General features: G+C 54.6%; 16 protein-coding genes and 1 other annotated feature. Of the genes, 4 read left to right on the top strand and 12 right to left on the bottom strand.

Features of this window, described 5'->3' with window-relative positions; genetic code table 11:
• Window positions 1-24: 24 nt before the first annotated feature.
• From HV318_RS19130 to HV318_RS19090, 9 genes are all read right to left on the bottom strand, one after another.
• Entirely contained in the window at window positions 25-1,329 is a 1,305-nt protein-coding gene (locus HV318_RS19130) for an inosine/guanosine kinase (protein ID WP_182273988.1), read from the bottom strand.
• A 62-nt stretch (window positions 1,330-1,391) separates the two neighbouring features.
• The gene (gene hemH / locus HV318_RS19125) at window positions 1,392-2,354 is read right to left on the bottom strand and encodes a ferrochelatase (protein ID WP_182273987.1); all 963 of its coding nucleotides are present in this window, start codon (window positions 2,352-2,354) and stop codon (window positions 1,392-1,394) included.
• Window positions 2,355-2,476: 122 nt separating this feature from the next.
• The gene (gene adk, locus HV318_RS19120) at window positions 2,477-3,121 is read right to left on the bottom strand and encodes an adenylate kinase (RefSeq protein ID WP_182273986.1); all 645 of its coding nucleotides are present in this window, start codon (window positions 3,119-3,121) and stop codon (window positions 2,477-2,479) included.
• Window positions 3,122-3,316: 195 nt separating this feature from the next.
• Entirely contained in the window at window positions 3,317-5,191 is a 1,875-nt protein-coding gene (htpG, locus tag HV318_RS19115; protein ID WP_182273985.1) for a molecular chaperone HtpG, read from the bottom strand.
• A 110-nt stretch (window positions 5,192-5,301) separates the two neighbouring features.
• A complete protein-coding gene (gene recR / locus HV318_RS19110; protein ID WP_182273984.1) occupies window positions 5,302-5,907 on the bottom strand; it encodes a recombination mediator RecR in 606 nt (201 codons plus the stop codon).
• Window positions 5,907-6,239, bottom strand: coding sequence for a YbaB/EbfC family nucleoid-associated protein (locus tag HV318_RS19105; RefSeq protein ID WP_003858972.1), 333 nt, complete (start codon window positions 6,237-6,239; stop codon window positions 5,907-5,909). Before HV318_RS19105 ends, recR begins: the two co-directional genes overlap by 1 nt.
• A 54-nt stretch (window positions 6,240-6,293) precedes the next feature.
• Complete coding sequence (gene dnaX / locus HV318_RS19100) at window positions 6,294-8,222, bottom strand: DNA polymerase III subunit gamma/tau (RefSeq protein ID WP_182273983.1); 1,929 nt, start codon at window positions 8,220-8,222, stop codon at window positions 6,294-6,296.
• Window positions 6,900-6,964: a sequence feature (DnaX frameshifting element), on the bottom strand. Its footprint overlaps the gene before it by 65 nt.
• A gap of 88 nt (window positions 8,223-8,310) precedes the next feature.
• The gene (gene apt / locus HV318_RS19095) at window positions 8,311-8,862 is read right to left on the bottom strand and encodes an adenine phosphoribosyltransferase (RefSeq protein ID WP_182273982.1); all 552 of its coding nucleotides are present in this window, start codon (window positions 8,860-8,862) and stop codon (window positions 8,311-8,313) included.
• Between the two features lie 151 nt (window positions 8,863-9,013).
• On the bottom strand, window positions 9,014-9,391 hold the full coding sequence (locus tag HV318_RS19090; protein ID WP_182273981.1) for a DUF454 family protein: 378 nt from the start codon (window positions 9,389-9,391) through the stop codon (window positions 9,014-9,016).
• A 50-nt stretch (window positions 9,392-9,441) separates the two neighbouring features.
• Between HV318_RS19090 and priC the strand changes: the two genes are divergently transcribed.
• Complete coding sequence (priC, locus tag HV318_RS19085; protein WP_182273980.1) at window positions 9,442-9,969, top strand: primosomal replication protein N''; 528 nt, start codon at window positions 9,442-9,444, stop codon at window positions 9,967-9,969.
• Window positions 9,970-9,983: 14 nt separating this feature from the next.
• Window positions 9,984-10,163 carry a pleiotropic regulatory protein RsmS gene (rsmS, locus tag HV318_RS19080; RefSeq protein ID WP_182273979.1) on the top strand — a complete coding sequence of 60 codons (180 nt, stop codon included), beginning with the start codon at window positions 9,984-9,986 and terminating at the stop codon, window positions 10,161-10,163.
• A 30-nt stretch (window positions 10,164-10,193) separates the two neighbouring features.
• Here the strand turns inward: rsmS and HV318_RS19075 are convergent, their stop codons facing one another.
• The 3 genes from HV318_RS19075 to acrR form a co-directional block, all read right to left on the bottom strand.
• Window positions 10,194-11,336, bottom strand: coding sequence for an IS481 family transposase (locus HV318_RS19075; protein WP_419195714.1), 1,143 nt, complete (start codon window positions 11,334-11,336; stop codon window positions 10,194-10,196).
• Window positions 11,337-11,483: 147 nt separating this feature from the next.
• Window positions 11,484-14,831: a mechanosensitive channel MscK gene (gene mscK / locus HV318_RS19070; protein ID WP_182273978.1), complete on the bottom strand. Its 3,348-nt coding sequence runs from the start codon at window positions 14,829-14,831 to the stop codon at window positions 11,484-11,486.
• Between the two features lie 113 nt (window positions 14,832-14,944).
• Window positions 14,945-15,598, bottom strand: coding sequence for a multidrug efflux transporter transcriptional repressor AcrR (gene acrR, locus HV318_RS19065; protein WP_182273977.1), 654 nt, complete (start codon window positions 15,596-15,598; stop codon window positions 14,945-14,947).
• 141 nt (window positions 15,599-15,739) lie between these two features.
• Here acrR and acrA point away from each other — a divergent pair, with 141 nt between their 5' ends.
• Together acrA and acrB are read left to right on the top strand one after the other, a co-directional pair.
• Window positions 15,740-16,933 carry a multidrug efflux RND transporter periplasmic adaptor subunit AcrA gene (acrA, locus tag HV318_RS19060; protein WP_182273976.1) on the top strand — a complete coding sequence of 398 codons (1,194 nt, stop codon included), beginning with the start codon at window positions 15,740-15,742 and terminating at the stop codon, window positions 16,931-16,933.
• 22 nt (window positions 16,934-16,955) lie between these two features.
• Window positions 16,956-20,102 carry a multidrug efflux RND transporter permease subunit AcrB gene (gene acrB / locus HV318_RS19055; RefSeq protein ID WP_182273975.1) on the top strand — a complete coding sequence of 1,049 codons (3,147 nt, stop codon included), beginning with the start codon at window positions 16,956-16,958 and terminating at the stop codon, window positions 20,100-20,102.
• Window positions 20,103-20,368: the final 266 nt, after the last annotated feature.

The following is a 20,368-nucleotide window of genomic DNA, read 5'->3' as shown; positions in this document are numbered from 1 at the left end:
ACAGGGTTGCCGTTTTGCTTTTACCTACCTGTCCCAGTACGCCTCTTCCAGGCTGTCTTCCCTTTCCGGCAGGCCACGCGTTAAGCGCGGGGAGTGCTGGTTCAGCACCTGGTAACTCACGCGGTTAGCGTACTTACACACCTGTGCCAGTGACGAATAGGTCAGCCAGCTGAATTTGTGCTTGCTGGAATTCGGCACGTTGGTTTTGTGATAGGCATTAGCGGTAATGTCGTGCAACAACGCCGCCAGCGCACCGTCGCCTGCGCCATTGGTGTTCATGATTTTCTCTGGCCCACCCATATACGGCGCAATGTGAGAGTAAATACGCAGCGGGTTCGTACAGTCTTTGTGGCGCATGGCACGGCTAAATTCGTACTGGTTGAACTCGGCGATCGCACCAGGCAACAACGGATGCTGAGTTTTGCGTTTGCTCTCTTCTTCGGTGAAGCCCGCCATATACAGCCCAACTGGCCCGGCGGTGCAGAGCACCAGATCTACCCAGTCCAGCGCTTTATCGGACGCCAGCAGCGGATCGCTTTCACCAGTTAACGCCTCAGCCTCTTCTTCGTTCATCGCCAGAATCGAGACGTGTTCTTTCAGGAATGCTTGCCACCACTCAGGGTTATCGGCAATCACAAATTTGGTACCCAGCGTCAGTACTACCGGTACGTTGTATTTCTTCGCGTATGCCACTGCCTTCATGGTCGCTTCCGGCATCGGTTCACCCGGCTTACAGCGTACCAGGTAGGACGTCAGCACCAGTGCCGACGCACCCGCGATCACCTCTTCCGGGATGCTCTCGGCACGCAGTTTGTTCATGTGACCAGGGCTGATGGCAAAGGTACGTTCACCGGAATCGCTGATCAGCGTAAAGCAGCGGCCGATTGGCCCGTCGACGCCTTGTAAATAGTTCAGGTCGGTACGGCTGGAGGTGTTGCAGAGGTAACGGTAGGCGTAGCCACCGATTTCGATATTACGGCACATCACGCCAAGCAGGACGGAACGGTCATCTGCCAGCACGGAGTAGTTGTGCATGGTGTTGCCGATGGTACCCCCGGCAAACTGATGCGTGATCAGGTTTTCACGCACCAGCTCCTGGTACAACGCTTCAGCAACGTCATCCTCAATGACCAGAGAATGCCCGGCGCTCAGACCGTAACGCGCGACAAACGCATCATCCACTTTTGCTTCAATGTCCACCAGCGTTTGATCTATACCGACCACCCATGCGGCACTGGTTTCATTTTCCGGCTGAATTTGCTGCAGCAGCGGATCGCGGGCATTAACAGGAAAGTAGTGCTTGGATTTACGTTTACCGGGAAATTTCATGGTCTGAACTATGCAATGATTATGGGCCGGGAATGGTAGCACAAACCCGGCCTTTAGCGCGATCAGCGGCTTTTCATCACCAGCGACACCATCATGTCGATATGCTCAGGCGAGTCGTTAAGTGCAGGAATGTATTCATACTTCGCTCCACCAGCCTCAAGGAAAATTTCCCGATTCTGCACAGCAATCTCCTCCAGCGTTTCCAGACAATCCGCCGAGAAACCTGGAGACATCACCTGAATATGCTTCACACCCTTCTCACCCAGCATTTTGAGGGTTTCATCGGTATACGGCGTAAGCCACGGCTCGCGGCCAAAGCGCGACTGGAAGGTCATCATCACCTTCTCTGGCGGTAGCCCAAGCGCAGAAACCAGTTCGCGGGTGGTATCACGGCAACGCTGCGGGTAATCATCCCCTTCATCGGCGAAGCGCTGCGGGATACCGTGATACGAAAGTAACAGGAGATCCGGCTCGCCATGTTTTTCAAACGATGCGCGCGCGCTGCTGGCGAGCGCTTTGATATACAGCTCGTTATCGGCGTAATCGCGAATAAAGGTGACGCCTGGAATACGACGGCGGGTCGCCAGAATGCGCGCCAGTTCGTCCCAGACGGCAGCCACCGTAGAGCAGGAATACTGCGGATAAAGCGACAGTACCACCAGGTGGTCAACGCCCTGAGCGAGCAGTGAGTCTACTGCGCTTTCCAGCGAAGGGTTACCGTAGCTCATACCGAGCACCACAGGCATATCCGTCAGACGGGCGGCCAGCGCTTTTTCCTGGCGACGGCTGTAGACCATCAGCGGCGATCCCTCTTCCATCCAGACGGACTGGTAGAGCTTTGCCACACGCGGAGAACGAATTGGCAGAATGACGCCACGCAGCAACGGCCACCACAACAAACGCGGGGTATCCACGACGCGCGTGTCGCTTAAAAACTGTCGCAGGTAACGTTTTACTGCCGTTGGAGTGGGTGCCTCTGGAGTCCCCAGATTGACAAGCAGGATGCCGGTTTTCGCCTGACTCATTCACGCCTCTTAACCATTTGAATGGTTGTCAATTGTAGCGGAAATGCGTCTAAACGGAACCCATTGCTGTAATAGGTGAGATGAGAATTTTTCTCACCCGTTCCCGGGTGAGAAAGATGCAATTAGCCGAGGATTTTTTCCAGCTCTGCACGAACGTCAGCAACGGCCTGGGTACCGTCTACTTTCGCGTATTTTGTGTTGCCCACTTCAGCTTCTTTAGAGTAGTAGCCGATCAGTGGTGCCGTCATCTGATGGTATTCCACCAGACGTTTACGCACGGTCTCTTCCTGGTCATCTTTACGGGTGGTCAGCTCTTCGCCAGTCACGTCGTCTTTGCCTTCAACCTTAGGTGGGTTGAATTTGATGTGGTAAACGCGGCCAGAGGCAGCGTGTACACGGCGGCCTACGATACGGTCAACGATCAGCTCGTCTGGCACATCGAACTCCAGTACGTAGTCAACGTTGATGCCCGCTTCTTTCATGGCATCAGCCTGTGGGATAGTGCGCGGGAAGCCGTCCAGCAGGAAACCGTTACGGCAATCTTCCTGAGCAATGCGCTCTTTAACCAGAGCAATAACCAGCTCGTCGGTTACCAGTTTGCCTGCGTCCATGATGTCTTTTGCTTGTTTACCCAGCTCGGAGCCAGATTTAACAGCGGCGCGCAGCATGTCACCGGTGGAGATTTGCGGAATACCGTATTTCTCCATGATGAACTGAGCCTGAGTTCCTTTACCCGCGCCCGGAGCGCCAAGCAGAATAATACGCATTGCGAAAATCCCCTCAAAAGTTGGTTCAATTTTTCAAAAAGCGCTAAACAATACCACCAGAATGGGCATCGCTCAAGGAAGGCGGGACGGCTGAAACGGTTAATGGGGGAGATAATTTGGGAGAGTACGGTCTGGTGCCCTCACCCCGGCCCTCTCCCACAGAGAAAGGGAGAAGACCAGGGGAGGTGTGGTCAGTTACGCCAACAGCAGCGCATTCACGCGCTTAATGAACTGGTTAGGATCTTCCAGCGTGCCACGCTCGGCCAGCAGGGACTGATCCAGCAGCAGCTCAACCCACTCGGCGAAGTGAGCTTCGTCCTGGGTATCTGCCGCACGCTTCACCAGCGGGTGATCCGGGTTCAGCTCGAAGATGTATTTCACTTCTGGCATTGCCTGGCCCGCAGCCGCGAACAGTTTTGCCATTTGAGTGCCCATTTCATCGGCGTCAGTGGTCACAATCGCCGGGGTGTCGGTCAGACGGTGGGTGAAACGCACCTCTTTCACGCGGTCGCCCAGCAGGTTTTTCACGCGCTCAACGAACGGCTCCAGCGCCTTCTCGGCCTCTTTCGCGGTTTCATCCACGTCATCCGCCAGCTTGTCGATGGACTCGTCAGCTTTAGCAACGGACTGGAAGGTTTTACCGTCGAACTCGGTCAGGTAGTTCATCATCCACTCGTCGATGCGGTCAGAAAGCAGCAGCACTTCAATGCCTTTCTTACGCAGCAGCTCCAGGTGCGGGCTGCTCTTCGCCGCAGCGTAGCTGTCTGCGGTGATGTAGTAGATTTTCTCCTGCCCGTCTTTCATGCGGGAGATATACGCTTCCAGCGACACATTTTGCTCGGAAGAGTCAGTGTGCGTGGAGGCAAAGCGCAGCAGCTTAGCGATAGCTTCAACGTTAGCCGAGTCTTCCGCCGGGCCTTCTTTCAGCACCAGGCCGAACTGTTTCCAGAAGGTCTGGTATTTTTCCGCGTCGTCTTTCGCCAGTTTTTCCAGCATCTGCAGCGTACGTTTGGTCAGCGCGTTACGCAGGTTGCGGGTAACGGTGCTGTCCTGCAGGATTTCACGGGATACGTTCAGCGGCAGATCGTTAGAGTCGATGAGGCCACGGGTGAAACGCAGATAGTTCGGCATGAACTGCTCAGCGTCGTCCATAATGAACACGCGTTGCACGTACAGCTTCAGACCGTGCTTGTGATCGCGGTTCCACATATCCCACGGTGCCTGTGCCGGGATGTACAGCAGGCTGGTGTACTCTTGCTTACCTTCCACACGGTTGTGGCTCCAGGTCAGCGGGTCGGTAAAGTCGTGGGCGATGTGCTTGTAGAATTCGTTGTATTCGTCGTCTTTGATTTCAGACTTGTTGCGCGTCCACAGCGCCTGAGCCTTGTTGATCTTCTCCCAGGAGACAACCGTTTCACCGTCGTTCTCTTCCTGTTTTTCAATCTCAACCGGCAGCGCAATGTGATCGGAGTATTTGCTGATGATTGAGCGTACACGCCAGTCATTCAGGAAATCATCTTCGCCTTCGCGCAGATGGAGGGTGATTTCAGTACCGCGATCCGCTTTGGTGATGTCCGCAACGGTGTAGTCACCTTCGCCCTGAGATTCCCAGAATACGCCGTTTTCCGCACTTTCACCTGCCGCACGGGTGCGCACAGTGACTTTGTCTGCCACGATGAACGCCGAGTAGAAGCCCACGCCGAACTGACCAATCAGCTGGCTGTCTTTCGCCTGGTCAGAACCCATAGATTCGAGGAACGCTTTGGTGCCGGATTTGGCGATAGTCCCGAGGTGGTCGATCACCTCGTCGCGGTTCATACCAATGCCGTTATCGGCGATGGTCAGCGTACGGTTCTCTTTATTAAAAGAGACGCGCACGCGCAGTTCGCCGTCGCCTTCGTACAGATCCGGATTGGACAGCGCGCGGAAGCGCAGCTTGTCCGCCGCATCCGAGGCGTTGGAAATCAGCTCACGCAGGAAGATTTCTTTATTGGAATACAGGGAATGGATCATCAGGTGCAGAAGCTGTTTTACTTCTGACTGGAAACCACGGGTTTCTTGTCCTTTCATCTAAGTCGACCTCAACAATGCCATTTAATGGGGTTTTAAAACGTTGAGTGAGAGATGGGGATAAAGGAGTGAATTTTCAAGCGGAGGTCACCGGGGCAACCTCCGTTTGGTCAGAAAGTAATCTTGTGGCGTCCGGCCAGAGAGTGCGACAGCGTGGTACCGTCCACCATCTCCAGCTCACCCCCTACCGGCACGCCGTGGGCGATACGGCTGGCGTCAACGCCTGACTCCGCGCACAGCTCAGCAATGTAGTTGGCGGTTGCCTCCCCTTCCACCGTCGGGTTGGTGGCGAGGATCACCTCGTTGATCGTTTCCGATCCCAGACGCTGTTCAAGGCGGTCAAGACCGATATCGTCCGGACCGATACCGTCCAGCGGGGAGAGATGCCCCATCAGCACGAAATAGCGGCCAGAAAACTGCCCGGTCTGTTCAATGGCGTAGATGTCCGCCGGACTCTCCACCACACAAATCTGACCATTTTCCTGACGACGCGGATTCGAGCAGATGTCACACACGTCCTGCTCGGTAAAAGTACGGCAATCCGCACAGTGACCAATTTCTGACATGGCGCGGGTCAAAGCCTGCGCCAGGCGCATCCCGCCGCTGCGGTCGCGCTGCAATAGCGTAAACGCCATGCGCTGCGCCGACTTTGGGCCAACGCCCGGCAGGCAGCGCAGTGCTTCCATTAACTGCGTGAGCAGCGGACTGGTTTGCATCAGAATGGCATCTTGAAGCCCGGCGGCAGTTGCATACCGCTGGAAACAGAAGCCATTTTCTCTTTCTGGGTTTCGTCGATACGGCGCGCAGCATCGTTAAACGCGGCAGCAACCAGATCTTCCAGCATCTCTTTGTCGTCTTCGAGCAGGCTTGGGTCGATCTCAACGCGGCGGCAGTTGTGCGCACCGTTGATGGTCACTTTGACCAGACCGGCACCGGATTCACCCGTGACTTCCAGCTGAGCAATCTCTTCCTGCATCTTCTGCATTTTTTCCTGCATCTGCTGAGCCTGCTTCATCAGGCCACCCAGACCGCCTTTTCCACCAAACATAGGCTTCTCTCTTTTTTCACGTTTAATGATTACAACCGTAAGTCAGACTCACGATCAAATGGGGCGAATACTCTCTTCATCCAGATCGGCATCGAAGAACCGACGCAGAGTCTGAATGTTGTTATCCGCAATAATCGACTCACGCGCGAGCGCGAGTTTTTCTTCATAAATGGCCTGCCGCCACTCCAGTGGCGTGCGCACCGCCGGATTATCATCTTCAATGATAGTCAATTCAACCGGCGCACCCTGTAATGTGGCGAGTGCCTCAGCCAGCGCTTTTTGCGCGCCCGGGGAATTCAGATGCCGCTGGCCCGGACGCAGGTGCAGGCAAATCGTGTTGCCCTCCTGCTCTTTCCAGGCGTTCAGCGCAACCTGCTCCACCAGCTTCGGCAGATGCAATTGGCTAACCTCAGCGGCCCAGGCGTCACGCTCAATGGACTCTTCAGCGAGCTTCGCTGCAAGCTCCGGCGTTTTTTCATGCTCCAGCGCCTTTTTCAGCGCTTTCGGCGTGGCGACCTCTTCTTTCACCTCTTCGATGATGGTGGTCGCCTTCCAGCGGTAAGCCTCTTCTTTCACCGGGGCTTTTTGCTCAAGCGCGGACGGTGCCGGGCGCGACTGTACACGCTCCGTTACCGAGGCCAGTCGTTCAAGCGCGGCGTTGTTTACCGGCCGCGCTCTTCCTGGCGCTGCCGGTTCACTCTTTTTTGGTTTGGTTACTCCCTGCGCACGTTGTAACTGGCTTCGCGCGGCAAGCACCGAACTGGTGGCATCCGACAGCGGCACATTTTGTGGCGGTGGTGGCGTCGGCTGCGGTAGCACCTGTTGAGGCGGCATCACCGTAGCGGGTGCTGCAGGGGCAAAAGAGTGCCGTGGTACTTCCGGTTCGGGCAGCGGCATCCGCGGATGGAACGCCAGCGCGCGCAGCAGGGTCATTTCGACGCCCATGCGGCGGTCTGGCGCGAACGGTAACTCTTTGCGGCCAATCAGCAGCGTCTGATAGTAAAGCTGAACGTCAGCAGGCGGCACGGTGCGGGCAAGTTCACGCATCCGCTGTTCGATGGCCGCCATATCTGCGCCGATGGCTGACGGAGAAAGCTGCAGCATTGCCACGCGGTGCAGCAGGCTGAGCATCTCGACCAGCAGCGCTTCCCATTCGACACCACGGGCAGCTGCCGCGTTAACCAGCGACATCACACGCTCACCGTTGGCGGCAATCATCGCTTCGATGAGGGACAGCGCCTGATCGTCGTCCAGCGTGCCAAGCATAGCGCTGACTGCATCGGTCGAGAGTTTGCCGTCACCGCTGGCTATCGCCTGATCGGTAAGGCTTAACGCATCACGCAGGCTGCCGTCTGCCGCACGTGCCAGCAGTTGCAGAGCGCGCGGTTCGTGGACAATTTTCTCTTCGTCGAGAATATGTTCAAGCTGAGCACGGATCTGTTCAACGTCCAGCGCCTTAAGATGGAACTGCAGGCAGCGCGACAGAATGGTGACCGGTAGCTTTTGCGGATCGGTAGTCGCCAGCAGGAATTTCACATGTGCAGGCGGCTCTTCCAGCGTTTTGAGCAGGGCGTTGAAGCTGTGGCGCGACAGCATGTGTACTTCATCGATCAGGTAGACCTTGAAGCGGCCACGCGCCGGGGCATACTGCACGTTGTCCAGCAGATCGCGGGTATCTTCAACTTTGGTGCGTGAGGCGGCGTCGATTTCGATCAGGTCGACAAAGCGGCCCTGCTCAATTTCACGGCAGTTATCACACACGCCACACGGCGTCGCGGTGATCCCGGTTTCGCAGTTCAGACCTTTTGCCAGTAAACGGGCAATAGAGGTTTTACCGACGCCGCGAGTGCCGGAGAAAAGATAGGCGTGATGAATGCGACCTAGCGACAAGCCATTCGCCAGGGCCGTCAGCACATGTTCCTGACCGACAACGTCAGCAAAGGTTTGTGGTCGCCATTTACGGGCTAACACCTGATAACTCATGGGCAGGCTCTGCAACGCTGGAAGGTGAATTTATGGAGGGGAATGCTATCACAACCTCACCCGTTGAGCGAGGTTGTGAAAACCGGGATCAATGACCCGGGAAAGGCACCAGGCTGTAGCTGGTAATACCGTGTTTCGCCAGGCGCTGTTCGCCACCCAGATCGAACAGGTTGATGATGAAGGCCGCATCGCTGACTTCACCACCCAGACGACGGATCAGCTTCACGGTCGCTTCGATGGTGCCACCGGTCGCCAGCAGATCGTCAACCACCAGCACTTTATCGCCTGGTTTGATGGCATCTACGTGGATTTCCAGCTGATCGGTACCGTATTCCAGCTCGTAAACTTCAGCGATGGTTTCACGCGGCAGCTTACGCGGTTTACGTACCGGCACAAAGCCTACGCCCAGTGCCAGCGCAACCGGTGCGCCAAACAGGAAGCCGCGGGCTTCGGTACCTACTACTTTGGTGATCCCGGCGTTTTTATAACGCGCTACCAGCAGTTCAATGCTGAGCGAGTACGCTTTCGGGTCTTCCAGCAAGCTGGTGACATCACGGAAAAGAATGCCAGGTTTTGGGTAGTCCTGGATGCTTTGGATGCTGTTTTTCAGATATTCAAGCTGCTGTGCAGTTGCGGTCATCGGTTTGTGCCTAAATAAAACAGTGTGACTCACAGTGCGCAAAAAGTCGGCCAAGGTAACAATTGTATAACCTTTAACCAGGCGCACCTGTGCTCGAAAACGGTCGAATTTACTGTCTGTGCGCAATAATTGCAACAGCCATTATAAGGCATCAGTGCTTTTGTTGCTTTTCATCAACCACGGGGATCCGCCACATGAAAATCAGCAGGCAGGCCAGGATCGCCAACAGCAGGATGCGCACCCACATTATTTTCACCAGCCATAATGAAATGGCAAAGGTGATAAGAATAACGGCAATCGCACGCGGTTTGGCTCCAGGCGGCATTGCCCGGTGTTTTTGCCAGTGGCGCAGATAACCGCCAAACCACGAACGGTACAGCAGCCAGTGGTGAAAGCGCGGCGACGAGCGGGCAAAGCACCAGGCCGCCAGCAGGATAAACGGCGTGGTCGGCAGTAAGGGCAAAACGACACCCAGCGTGCCAAGCACTACCGCGAGCCAGCCAATGATGATTAAAATAGTACGCTGCATAATGCGAATCGTTATCAAACTGAACGGCTACTTTACCACTGGAGAGCGCATTGAAAACAGCCTTGCTTCTTGAGACGCTGCAAAACCAGCTGACTGCTCTGCGGGCGCAGGCTACACCGCTGATGGGGCACGCCACGCTGAAACCGCGCTTTGATCGACAGCTTTTCCGCACCCGCAGTACGTTAATCCAGGATTATCTTGCTGAAGCGCAGACCCATCTCGACGAGCTTCGCCACGCGGTAGAGAGCGAAAATCAGGAACAGGTGGCCTGGCTTGCGGAACATCTCACCGGGCAGATCTCCGCCCTGTACCGCGAAATTGCCACCTGGCCGCTGCGTGCCTGGGACAGTGCATCACCGGGGCTCGGCAAATGGCAGCGCAAGCGGCTGGAGCACCAGGAGTTCGAACGTCGTCTGTTTGAGATGAAGCGTGAGCGAGAAACGCGCCTGAACACCAGCGAAACGCTGGAAGAACAGCAGTTATTAATGCGGGAAATTAGCGCACTGGAAGGTCGAATCAATCGCTGTCGGCAGGCGCTGGATGAAATCGAACGCGTGATTGAACGCCTGACCCGTTAAAAGGAGCCACACAGATGTCACTGGAAAATGCACCCGACGAGGTCAAACTGGCCGTCGATTTAATCATGCTGCTGGAGAATCATGACATCCCGGCGGAGACGGTGCTGAAGGCGCTGGAGATAGTGAAGCGGGATTTTGAGGGGAAATTGCCCTCACCCCGGCCCTCTCCCTTGTACGGTCCGGGGACATGGTAGACAGGTGTTCGGGGACATGGTGAACACTTTTTAACATCCTTTACCTATGGTGATCGACTTTTTCTTCAGGTCGATCACCCCCACTTTCGTGCTGTACCACCACACGTCATAACAGCCGTCTTCCTGTGTTTCCCTCAGCCCTACCCGTTCCCCCCTGAACGCCTTGCCTGCGCTCAGACTGACTCCTTTCACGCTCAGCTTCCCGCTGATATCGACTTTCCTGACCATCACCCCCTCATCGTATTCCGGTGGGATTGTGTTGCCGTTGTACTGTCGTGCGGACGGCTGATACCGGGAGGCCGGAACGTTCATACCCAGCGCCTCGTGCGGTCGTTCAAGGTTATAGACGGTGCGCCAGTGTTCAAATGCACGCTGCAGTTCACCGCTGTCCGCGAACCACTTCCCCTGCAACACTTCCGCCTTCAGGCTGCGGTGAAAACGCTCCAGCTTGCCCTGTGTCTGCGGATGATATGGCCGGGAGTGCCCCACCCGGATACCCAGGCGCATCAGCCACAGCTCCAGTGCCGTCCAGATGCCGGTGGTGTCGCCCCACGGCGCTCCGTTATCCATCGTCATCCTGTCCGGCAGACCGTAGCGTTCAAACACGCTGACCAGCTGCTGCTGTACGGTCTCACGCCGTTCATCGGTGCAGTGTGCCAGGCACAGGGAAAAGCGGGAGTGGTCATCCAGCAGGGTGAGCGGATGACAGCGGCCACCACCAAAGGGAAAGTGTCCCTTAAAATCCATCTGCCAGAGGCGATTGGGCGCATCATGTTCGAACCGCCCTGAGGCCGGAATGCCCGGTGAAACGCCCGGCAGCAGACCGTGGCGGGCCATCAGGTTATGGACGGTGCTGAAAGCGGGCATGCAGTGCCCCAGGTCTTCCAGCCAGCGCTTAATCTTGCGTGCGCCCCAGCGTTCATGACGGTCATGTGCCATGCGCAGCAGAGCTGTGATGTCATCAGATGAGCGGTTCGGGGAATGATGAGGTATACGGGGCCGGTCCAGAAGGCCGGATGCGCCTTCCTGAGCCCAGCGCTGAAGCCACTTATAGCCAGTGGCAGGCGAAATGCCGTAGTGACGGCACAGGGAACGGATGTTCGCCCCGTCCTGCGAGGCAAACAAAACAAACTCGGTACGTAATGACATGGTATCTCTCGCATCCCAGGGCATAAGTGACTCCATAAACGGGTTCTTATGCCTTAGTTGTAAGTGTCTACCATGTCCCCGAACAAGTGTTCACTATGTCCCCGGACTGTACACCCTGAGGGAGAGGGAGAAAACCATCCCCTCGCCCCCTCAGAGCAGAGGGAATATGGATTATGCAGGAGTAGGATCATCACCCTTAATCTCGCGCTTCACTTCCGTATGCTCATCACCTTTTTCATTACGCAGGTGAACCTCAAGCTGGTTGAAAGCGATATTAATGTCGTTTTCACGGCACAGACGATCGATAGCGCGGTTCAGCTCATCAACGGCAAAGCTGCGGTCGCGCAGCTCACGCACGTATAAGCGCAGCTCGTGATCCAGCGTGCTTGGGCCAAAGGTGGTGAAGAAGACCGATGGGGCCGGATCGTGCATCACCTTCGGATGTTCAGCCGCGGCCTGTAGCAGTACCTCTTTTACCTTATCCAGATCCGAACCGTAGGCTACGCCCAGGCGGATCACTACGCGGGTGACCGTATCAGAGAGTGACCAGTTGATCAGACGTTCGGTCACGAAGGCTTTGTTCGGGATGATCACCTCTTTGCGATCGAAGTCGGTGATCGTGGTGGCGCGAATACGGATCTTGCTGACGGTACCGGAGAAGGTGCCGATGGTCACGGTATCGCCAATACGTACCGGACGCTCAAACAGAATGATCAAGCCAGAAACGAAGTTACCGAAGATCTCCTGCAAACCAAAACCAAGACCAACAGAGAGCGCAGCGGCCAGCCACTGCAGTTTATCCCACGAGACGCCAAGCGAGCCGAAGACCGTCATCGCACCGACAATAATGATGACGTAGTTCAGGATGGTGGTGATGGCATACGATGCCCCCTGACGCAGGTTCAGGCGTGACAGCACCAGCACCTCCAGCAACCCAGGCAGGTTGCGGATCAGCGCCCAGGCGACCATCGACGAAACCAGCGCGAAGAGCAGACTGCCCATCGTCACGCTTTTCATCACCGTGGCACCCGCTTCCGTTCCGCTGTACTGCCAGAGCGTGACGCTGTCGAGATAAGCAAACACGGTAATCAAATCAGACCAGATAGCCCAGAACATCACCCCAAACAGCGCGACCATGACCAGCATGGTAATGCGCAACGTCTGCTGGTTAACCTGCTCCAGCGCGATGGTAGGTTCTTCCTGTGGCTCCGCGCCTTCAGCGCCCTCTTTAACCTGATGCTGACGGCGGGCAATGGCACGACGATAAGCGATACGGCGAGCCGCCACGCTCAGGCCACGCAGTACCGTCTGGTAAAGCAGGTTCCAGACGATCACCAGATAGACGGTTTCAATCCAGCGCCCGGACAGGCGCAGCGTCGTATAGAAGTAACCCGTTGCCGTAAGCACCATCAGCGCCAGCGGAATTATCGCCAGCACCGTTACGGTGGCCAGACGAATATTGTGGGACTCTTTATCACGCCAGCTATCGCGGCACATTGGCCACATCAGTATGGCGATCAGCAGCAGGTTCAGCAGAATGACCAGTTGCCCCAGCACGTCGTCCATCAGGTGCAGCGGAGAAAGCTCAGACACAACAGACCAGAAATGCAGCGGCAGGAGCGCCAGGCTGATACGCACAATCTGACGACGCCAGTGGCTGGTCAGTTTCTCTGGCATGTTGAAATGACGTACCGCAACGCCGTCTTTTTCCAGCACTTTCCAGCACAGGCCAAACACCAGCCAGAACAGCGCCAGTTTTTTACTGAAGGCCCACAGCAAATCGCTGACGTTGAGCTGCATCGTGAGCAGAATAAGACCAACGGCCAGGATGAGCAGACACACCGGTAGCGCACGGATCAGGTCAATCAGGATCGCTTTTGGCGTGTGGAGCTGGCTATCGTTTCGCAACTGCCCCACTTCAGCCGCCAGCTTCGCCTGGTATTTTTTCATCCAGGCCAGACGCCAGCGAATGAGACCTGCAATCAGCAACAGCGGTAACCCCGCCAGGAAGGCAATCATCACCGCAGGCCAGGCTTTCTCCCAGTTCACGGTAATTTTCATGCTCTTGATCTGGGTTTTCAGCGTCTCAGGGAAGGATTTCACCCAGTCCCAGTCCATCGGTTTGTTGCTGTTCACCCAGAAAATTTGCTGAGTCAAAATCTCCTGCAGGCTTTTAGAGACGCTCACTAACTGTTGCTGGTTAATTTGCAGGTTAATCGCCATCATCAGCTGGTTGCCTAGCTGTTTGTTGAACTGGTCGAGCAGCTCGCGGCGCATATCCACCACCTGCAACAGCGCGTCGTGAACTTCAGGGTTCACTTCACTGGAATGGCCCTCTTCCACTTTGGCGACAAAAGCATCGCTCTGGAAAAGCGCGTCGCGCTGCTGGTTCACATCAAATTGTTCCAGACGTAAATCAGCAATGCGGTTGGTCATATCCTCCAGCTCGTCAGCAGAGGGCAGCGTCTGCTGTTGCTGGTAGAGAATACGTGACAGCAGAAGACTGCCTTTCAGGACGGCAATCTGCTCTTTAATATTGCGTTCAGCCTGGAGCGCGCGATCCAGCCAGTTTTTCACTTTGATATTTTGCTGAACCAGCGAGTTACCGTTTTCCGTCGCCTGAATCAGGCGCTGGCTCAGCTGGTGGTTAACATCCAGCTCCTGTTTCACCAGCGGATTAGCCTGAATACGGGCGGTTTCGTCTGGCGATACGGCTTCCTGCGCGGTTTTTTCCGTCAGCGTAAGACGCTTGCTGTTCACCGCCTCCTGCAACAACTGAAGCTGATGTTCCAGACGATTAATATTCGCGGTGACATAATCACGCTGTTTTTGCAGCGTATCCTGCAGCACCGTATTTCCTTCCAGGCTTTTACGCTGCTGTTCAATCTGCGCATTGATTAAGGACTGCTGAACCAGCAGTAATGTTTGCTGCGTCGGGCGTAAAGCACCTTCGCCAACCGTTGTTCCGTTCAGGCGATTGCGAATTTGCTGCAGTTGCTGAGATGCGACATACATCGAGTTCTGCACGCGTTCTGGCTGAGTTTGCAGTGAGACCAGCTGGCTATTATACGTTGCGAGATCGGCCTGTGCCGTTTGCAGGTCGTCGAGTAATTGCGCAACCCGCGACTCCAGCTGACGCAATGAAAGCGTCGCGAGCGTTTTGCGGGTTTCATCATCGTTATCGACGTCACTCAGGGCACTCAGGGCATCTGTTGCCTTACGCATGGCATCGGGGGCCTGCGCGACCTTCTGACGCAGTTGCGCGGTTTCCGCTTTGACACGCTCAGTTTTATCAATCGATTCCAGCGTTTCCATCAGATCCTGCTGGATGAGTTTTTCCTGAGGAGAGAGATCTTTTTGTTTGCTCAGGGTATCGAGTTGCGACTGAACATCAGCACGCGAAGGGATATCCGTGCTGTTATCAGCGCGGGCCCAGGAAAGCGGTGCTGTTGCGAAGAAAAACAGCGTCGCAAAAAGAAAGGCAAGAACAGGGTGTTGCGAGCGATTGATGTGCAGCATAGTCGTGAATAATGTCAGAAGATGACCAAAAATAGTCCGGCGTGCAGGATATCACGCCCGCCTGAAGCAGAATAGCGCGAACATAGACCTCTGGGATAATTCTTAAAAACAGTTCAGGTAGTTAGCTGTGTCGCGTCACCACGAAGCGTCGGGCAAAATTGGCACATTTCCAGCAGAATCGCGACATAGCTACGCGCTTCCTCTTTGAGATCGAATGTCTGCGGGGCAAAAAGCCAGTTTTCCATCAAACCAGAAATATAGCTGCGCATCAAAATAGCCGCCCGGCGAGTCAACAGGTTGGCCGGTAACATCTTTGCTTTTATGCACTGGTTCAGCGTCTGTTCGATACGGTCGTAACTCTCCAGGCACAGGCTGCGTTGTGCCTGCTGGACCACCGCCATTTCCCCCACGAACTCACATTTATGAAAGATGATTTCCATCATTAACCTGCGACGTTCTTCAACTACCGTTGCTTCAAGGATATATACTAATATTTCTCTTAATACTGAGAGTGGATCGTCGGGGAATTTTGCCCGATACTCAATCTCTAGATCGCTAATACTGGCTTCTGAAAGTTGCCAGATTTCACTAAACAGGTCTGACTTGTCTTTAAAATGCCAATAAATTGCTCCCCGCGTCACACCGGCGGCCTGAGCAATCTGAGCCAGCGAGGTTGACGATACCCCTTGCTGAGAAAACAAACGCATTGCAACGTCCAGGATGTGCTGACGTGTCTCAAGTGCTTGTTGTTTAGTTTTTCGTGCCATATGCCAGTGAATTTACAGGAGTCAGATTTACATACATTTGTGAATGTATGTACCATAGCATGACGATAATATAAACGCAGCAATGGGTTTTGGGACCCAGGACCATTGATCAATTTGAAATCGGACACTCGAGGTTTACATATGAACAAAAACAGAGGGTTAACGCCTCTGGCGGTCGTTCTGATGCTCTCAGGCAGCTTAGCGCTTACAGGATGTGACGACAAAAAGGCTCAACAAGGAGCTCAGCAGATGCCAGAAGTTGGCGTCGTGACGCTCAAATCCGAACCTCTCCAGATCACAACAGAATTACCTGGCCGCACAAACGCTTATCGTGTTGCAGAAGTTCGTCCTCAGGTAAGTGGCATTATCCTGAAACGTAACTTCACCGAAGGGGGAGATATTGAAGGGGGTGTCTCTCTGTATCAGATTGATCCTGCTACCTACCAGGCCGCATACGAAAGTGCAAAAGGCGATCTGGCGAAAGCAGAAGCTGCAGCCAAAATCTCCCAACTGACGCTGAACCGCTATAAAAAACTGCTCGGCACGCAATACATCAGTCAACAGGATTACGATACTGCTCTGGCCGATGCCCAGCAAGCCAACGCGGCCGTCGTGGCAGCAAAAGCGGCTGTCGAAACCGCGCGTATCAACCTGGCCTATACCAAAGTGACCTCCCCTATTAGCGGACGCATTGGTAAATCTTCCGTGACGGAAGGCGCTCTGGTGCAGAACGGGCAAAGCACTGCGCTGGCCACCGTGCAGCAGCTTGATCCGATCTACGTTGACGTCACCCAATCCAGCAACGATTTCCTGCGTCTGAAACAAGAGCTGGCAAACGGCACTCTGGAACAGGAAAACGGCAAAGCGAAAGTGGAGCTGGTTACCAATGACGGTGTCAAATACCCGCAGTCAGGTACGCTGGAATTCTCTGATGTGACGGTCGACCAGACCACCGGTTCTATCACCTTACGTGCAATCTTCCCGAACCCTGACCACACGCTGTTGCCAGGTATGTTCGTTCGCGCTCGTCTGGAAGAAGGGACTAACCCAACTGCAATTCTGGTTCCACAGCAGGGTGTAACCCGTACGCCGCGTGGCGATGCGAGTGCACTGGTGGTTGGTGCTGATGACAAAGTCGAAACGCGTCAAATCACTGCCACGCAGGCGATTGGCGACAAATGGCTGGTCACTAAAGGTCTGAAAGATGGCGATCGCGTAATTGTTACCGGTTTGCAAAAAGTACGTCCTGGCGCGCAGGTCAAAGCGCAGGAAGTCAAATCTGACGAGAAACAACAAGCCGCAGCCGGTGGTCAGTCAGAACAAACCAAGTCTTAACTTAAACAGGAGCCGTTAAGACATGCCTAATTTCTTTATCGATCGCCCCATATTCGCGTGGGTGATCGCCATCATTATCATGCTAGCCGGGGGACTTGCGATCCTGAAGCTGCCTGTCGCGCAATATCCGACCATTGCGCCACCGGCGGTGGCGATCTCCGCAACCTACCCAGGGGCTGATGCGAAAACGGTGCAGGATACCGTTACACAGGTTATCGAACAGAATATGAACGGTATCGATAACCTGATGTACATGTCCTCAAACAGTGACTCAACCGGTACGGTTCAGATCACCCTGACCTTCCAGTCCGGTACTGATGCCGACATCGCGCAGGTTCAGGTGCAGAACAAACTGCAGCTGGCAATGCCGCTGCTGCCACAGGAAGTACAGCAACAGGGCGTGAGCGTCGAGAAATCGTCCAGTAGCTTCCTGATGGTTGTTGGCGTTATCAACACCAACGGCACCATGACGCAGGAGGATATTTCCGACTACGTGGGTGCCAACATGAAGGACGCCATCAGCCGTACTTCTGGTGTGGGTGATGTTCAGCTGTTCGGTTCCCAGTATGCAATGCGTATCTGGATGGATCCGAACAAACTGAACAACTTCCAGCTGACGCCGGTTGACGTGATCAGCGCCATCAAAGCACAGAACGCCCAGGTTGCAGCCGGTCAGTTAGGTGGTACACCACCGGTGAAAGGCCAGCAGCTTAACGCGTCGATCATTGCGCAAACCCGTCTGACCTCCGCCGATGAGTTCAGCAAAATTCTGCTGAAAGTGAATCAGGATGGTTCCCAGGTTCGTCTGCGTGACGTAGCAAAAGTAGAACTGGGTGGCGAAAACTACGACATCATTGCGAAGTTTAACGGCAAACCAGCGTCTGGTCTGGGTATCAAACTGGCGACAGGGGCTAACGCTCTGGACACCGCGACGGCTATCCGCGCGGAACTGAAGAAGATGGAACCCTTCTTCCCTTCAGGTCTGAAGATTGTTTATCCGTACGACACCACACCGTTCGTAAAAATCTCGATTCACGAAGTGGTTAAAACGCTGGCAGAAGCGATCATACTGGTATTCCTGGTCATGTATCTGTTCCTGCAAAACTTCCGTGCAACGCTGATTCCAACCATCGCGGTGCCGGTTGTACTGTTGGGGACGTTCGCCATCCTCGCGGCCTTTGGGTTCTCGATAAACACCCTGACGATGTTCGGGATGGTACTGGCCATCGGCTTGCTGGTGGATGATGCCATCGTCGTTGTCGAGAACGTCGAACGTGTGATGGCCGAAGAAGGGCTACCGCCGAAGGAAGCAACCCGTAAATCAATGGGTCAGATCCAGGGCGCGCTGGTCGGTATCGCGATGGTACTGTCAGCGGTATTTATCCCGATGGCCTTCTTCGGTGGTTCAACCGGTGCTATTTATCGTCAGTTCTCTATCACCATCGTGTCGGCGATGGCGCTGTCGGTACTGGTCGCGTTGATCCTGACACCAGCGCTGTGTGCCACCATGCTGAAGCCTATTCAGAAAGGGGGTCACGGCGAGCACAAAGGGTTCTTCGGCTGGTTTAACCGCATGTTTGAGAAGAGTACGCACCACTACACCGACAGCGTAGGGAATATCCTGCGCAGCACCGGTCGTTACCTGCTGCTCTATATCATCATCGTGGTCGGTATGGCCTATTTGTTTGTTCGTCTGCCAAGCTCGTTCCTGCCAGATGAAGACCAGGGCGTGTTCCTGACGATGGCGCAGCTTCCGGCTGGTGCATCACAAGAACGTACCCAGAAAGTGCTGGATGAAGTGACGGACTACTATCTCACCAAAGAGAAAGCGAACGTTGAATCCGTGTTTGCGGTTAACGGTTTTGGCTTTGCGGGTCGTGGTCAGAACACCGGTATTGCCTTCGTCTCCCTGAAAGACTGGTCAGAACGTCCAGGCTCAGAGAACAAAGTTGAGGCGATTACCGGCCGTGCTATGGGCACCTTCTCGAAGATTAAAGATGCGATGGTGTTCGCCTTTAACCTGCCAGCGATTGTTGAACTGGGTACCGCAACCGGCTTTGACTTCCAGCTGATTGACCAGGCCGGTCTGGGACATGAAAAACTGACTCAGGCACGTAACCAGTTGTTCGGTGAAGTGGCGAAACATCCTGACCTGCTGGTCGGCGTTCGTCCTAACGGCCTCGAAGATACGCCGCAGTTCAAGATCGATATCGATCAGGAAAAAGCGCAGGCATTGGGCGTTTCCATCAGCGACATCAATACCACGCTGGGCGCTGCCTGGGGCGGTAGCTACGTCAACGACTTCATCGACCGCGGTCGTGTGAAGAAAGTGTACGTGATGTCTGAGGCGCAATACCGTATGTTACCGAACGATATCAATACCTGGTACGTTCGTGGAAACAATGGACAAATGGTACCGTTCTCTTCCTTCTCAACGTCACGCTGGGAATATGGTTCACCACGTCTGGAGCGTTATAACGGGCTGCCATCAATGGAAATTCTGGGTCAGGCCGCACCAGGTCGAAGTACTGGTGAAGCGATGCTGATGATGGAGCAACTGGCCAGCAAGCTGCCTTCGGGTATCGGCTATGACTGGACCGGTATGTCCTATCAGGAACGTCTGTCCGGTAACCAGGCCCCTGCCCTGTATGCGATCTCGCTAATCGTGGTCTTCCTGTGTCTGGCAGCGTTGTACGAGAGCTGGTCAATTCCGTTCTCCGTTATGCTGGTGGTACCGCTCGGGGTTATCGGTGCGCTGCTTGCCGCAACGTTCCGTGGTTTGACCAACGACGTGTACTTCCAGGTAGGTCTGCTGACAACCATTGGCTTGTCGGCGAAGAACGCGATACTTATCGTTGAATTCGCCAAAGACCTGATGGAGAAAGAAGGTAAAGGCCTGATTGAGGCGACGCTTGATGCAGTTCGTATGCGTCTTCGTCCAATCCTGATGACCTCTCTGGCGTTTATCCTCGGTGTTATGCCGCTGGTTATCAGTTCAGGTGCGGGCTCCGGTGCGCAGAACGCCGTAGGTACAGGTGTAATGGGGGGCATGGTCACCGCGACCGTTCTCGCTATCTTCTTCGTACCGGTGTTCTTTGTGGTGGTTCGCCGCCGCTTTAGCCGCAAGAGTGACGATATCGAGCATAATCACTCGGTAGAACATCACTGATACCGGTTTCATCCGATAAAAAGGCCGCATTAGCGGCCTTTTTCATTTTGGTGTAAAAATCATAAATTACGCTTATTGCTGATCTATTTATTTTCTGTCATCGTAATAAGACATATCATAATTAACCGATAACTGACCCGACGAGTTTGTGATTTTTTTAATTTCATTTCGTCGCATAGCTTATTAGGAATAATCCTAATCCATGTGTCTGGATAGCGAATGTCTGAATCAGGACTTCATTTGGTGACAAATGTTAACTCAATGAA

Origin of the sequence: Enterobacter sp. RHBSTW-00901 (assembly GCF_014103115.1) — a bacterium.
GTDB lineage: Bacteria > Pseudomonadota > Gammaproteobacteria > Enterobacterales > Enterobacteriaceae > Enterobacter > Enterobacter cloacae_P.
Note: the sequence above shows the minus strand (reverse complement) of the source record. Positions and strands in the feature narration are given on the sequence as shown.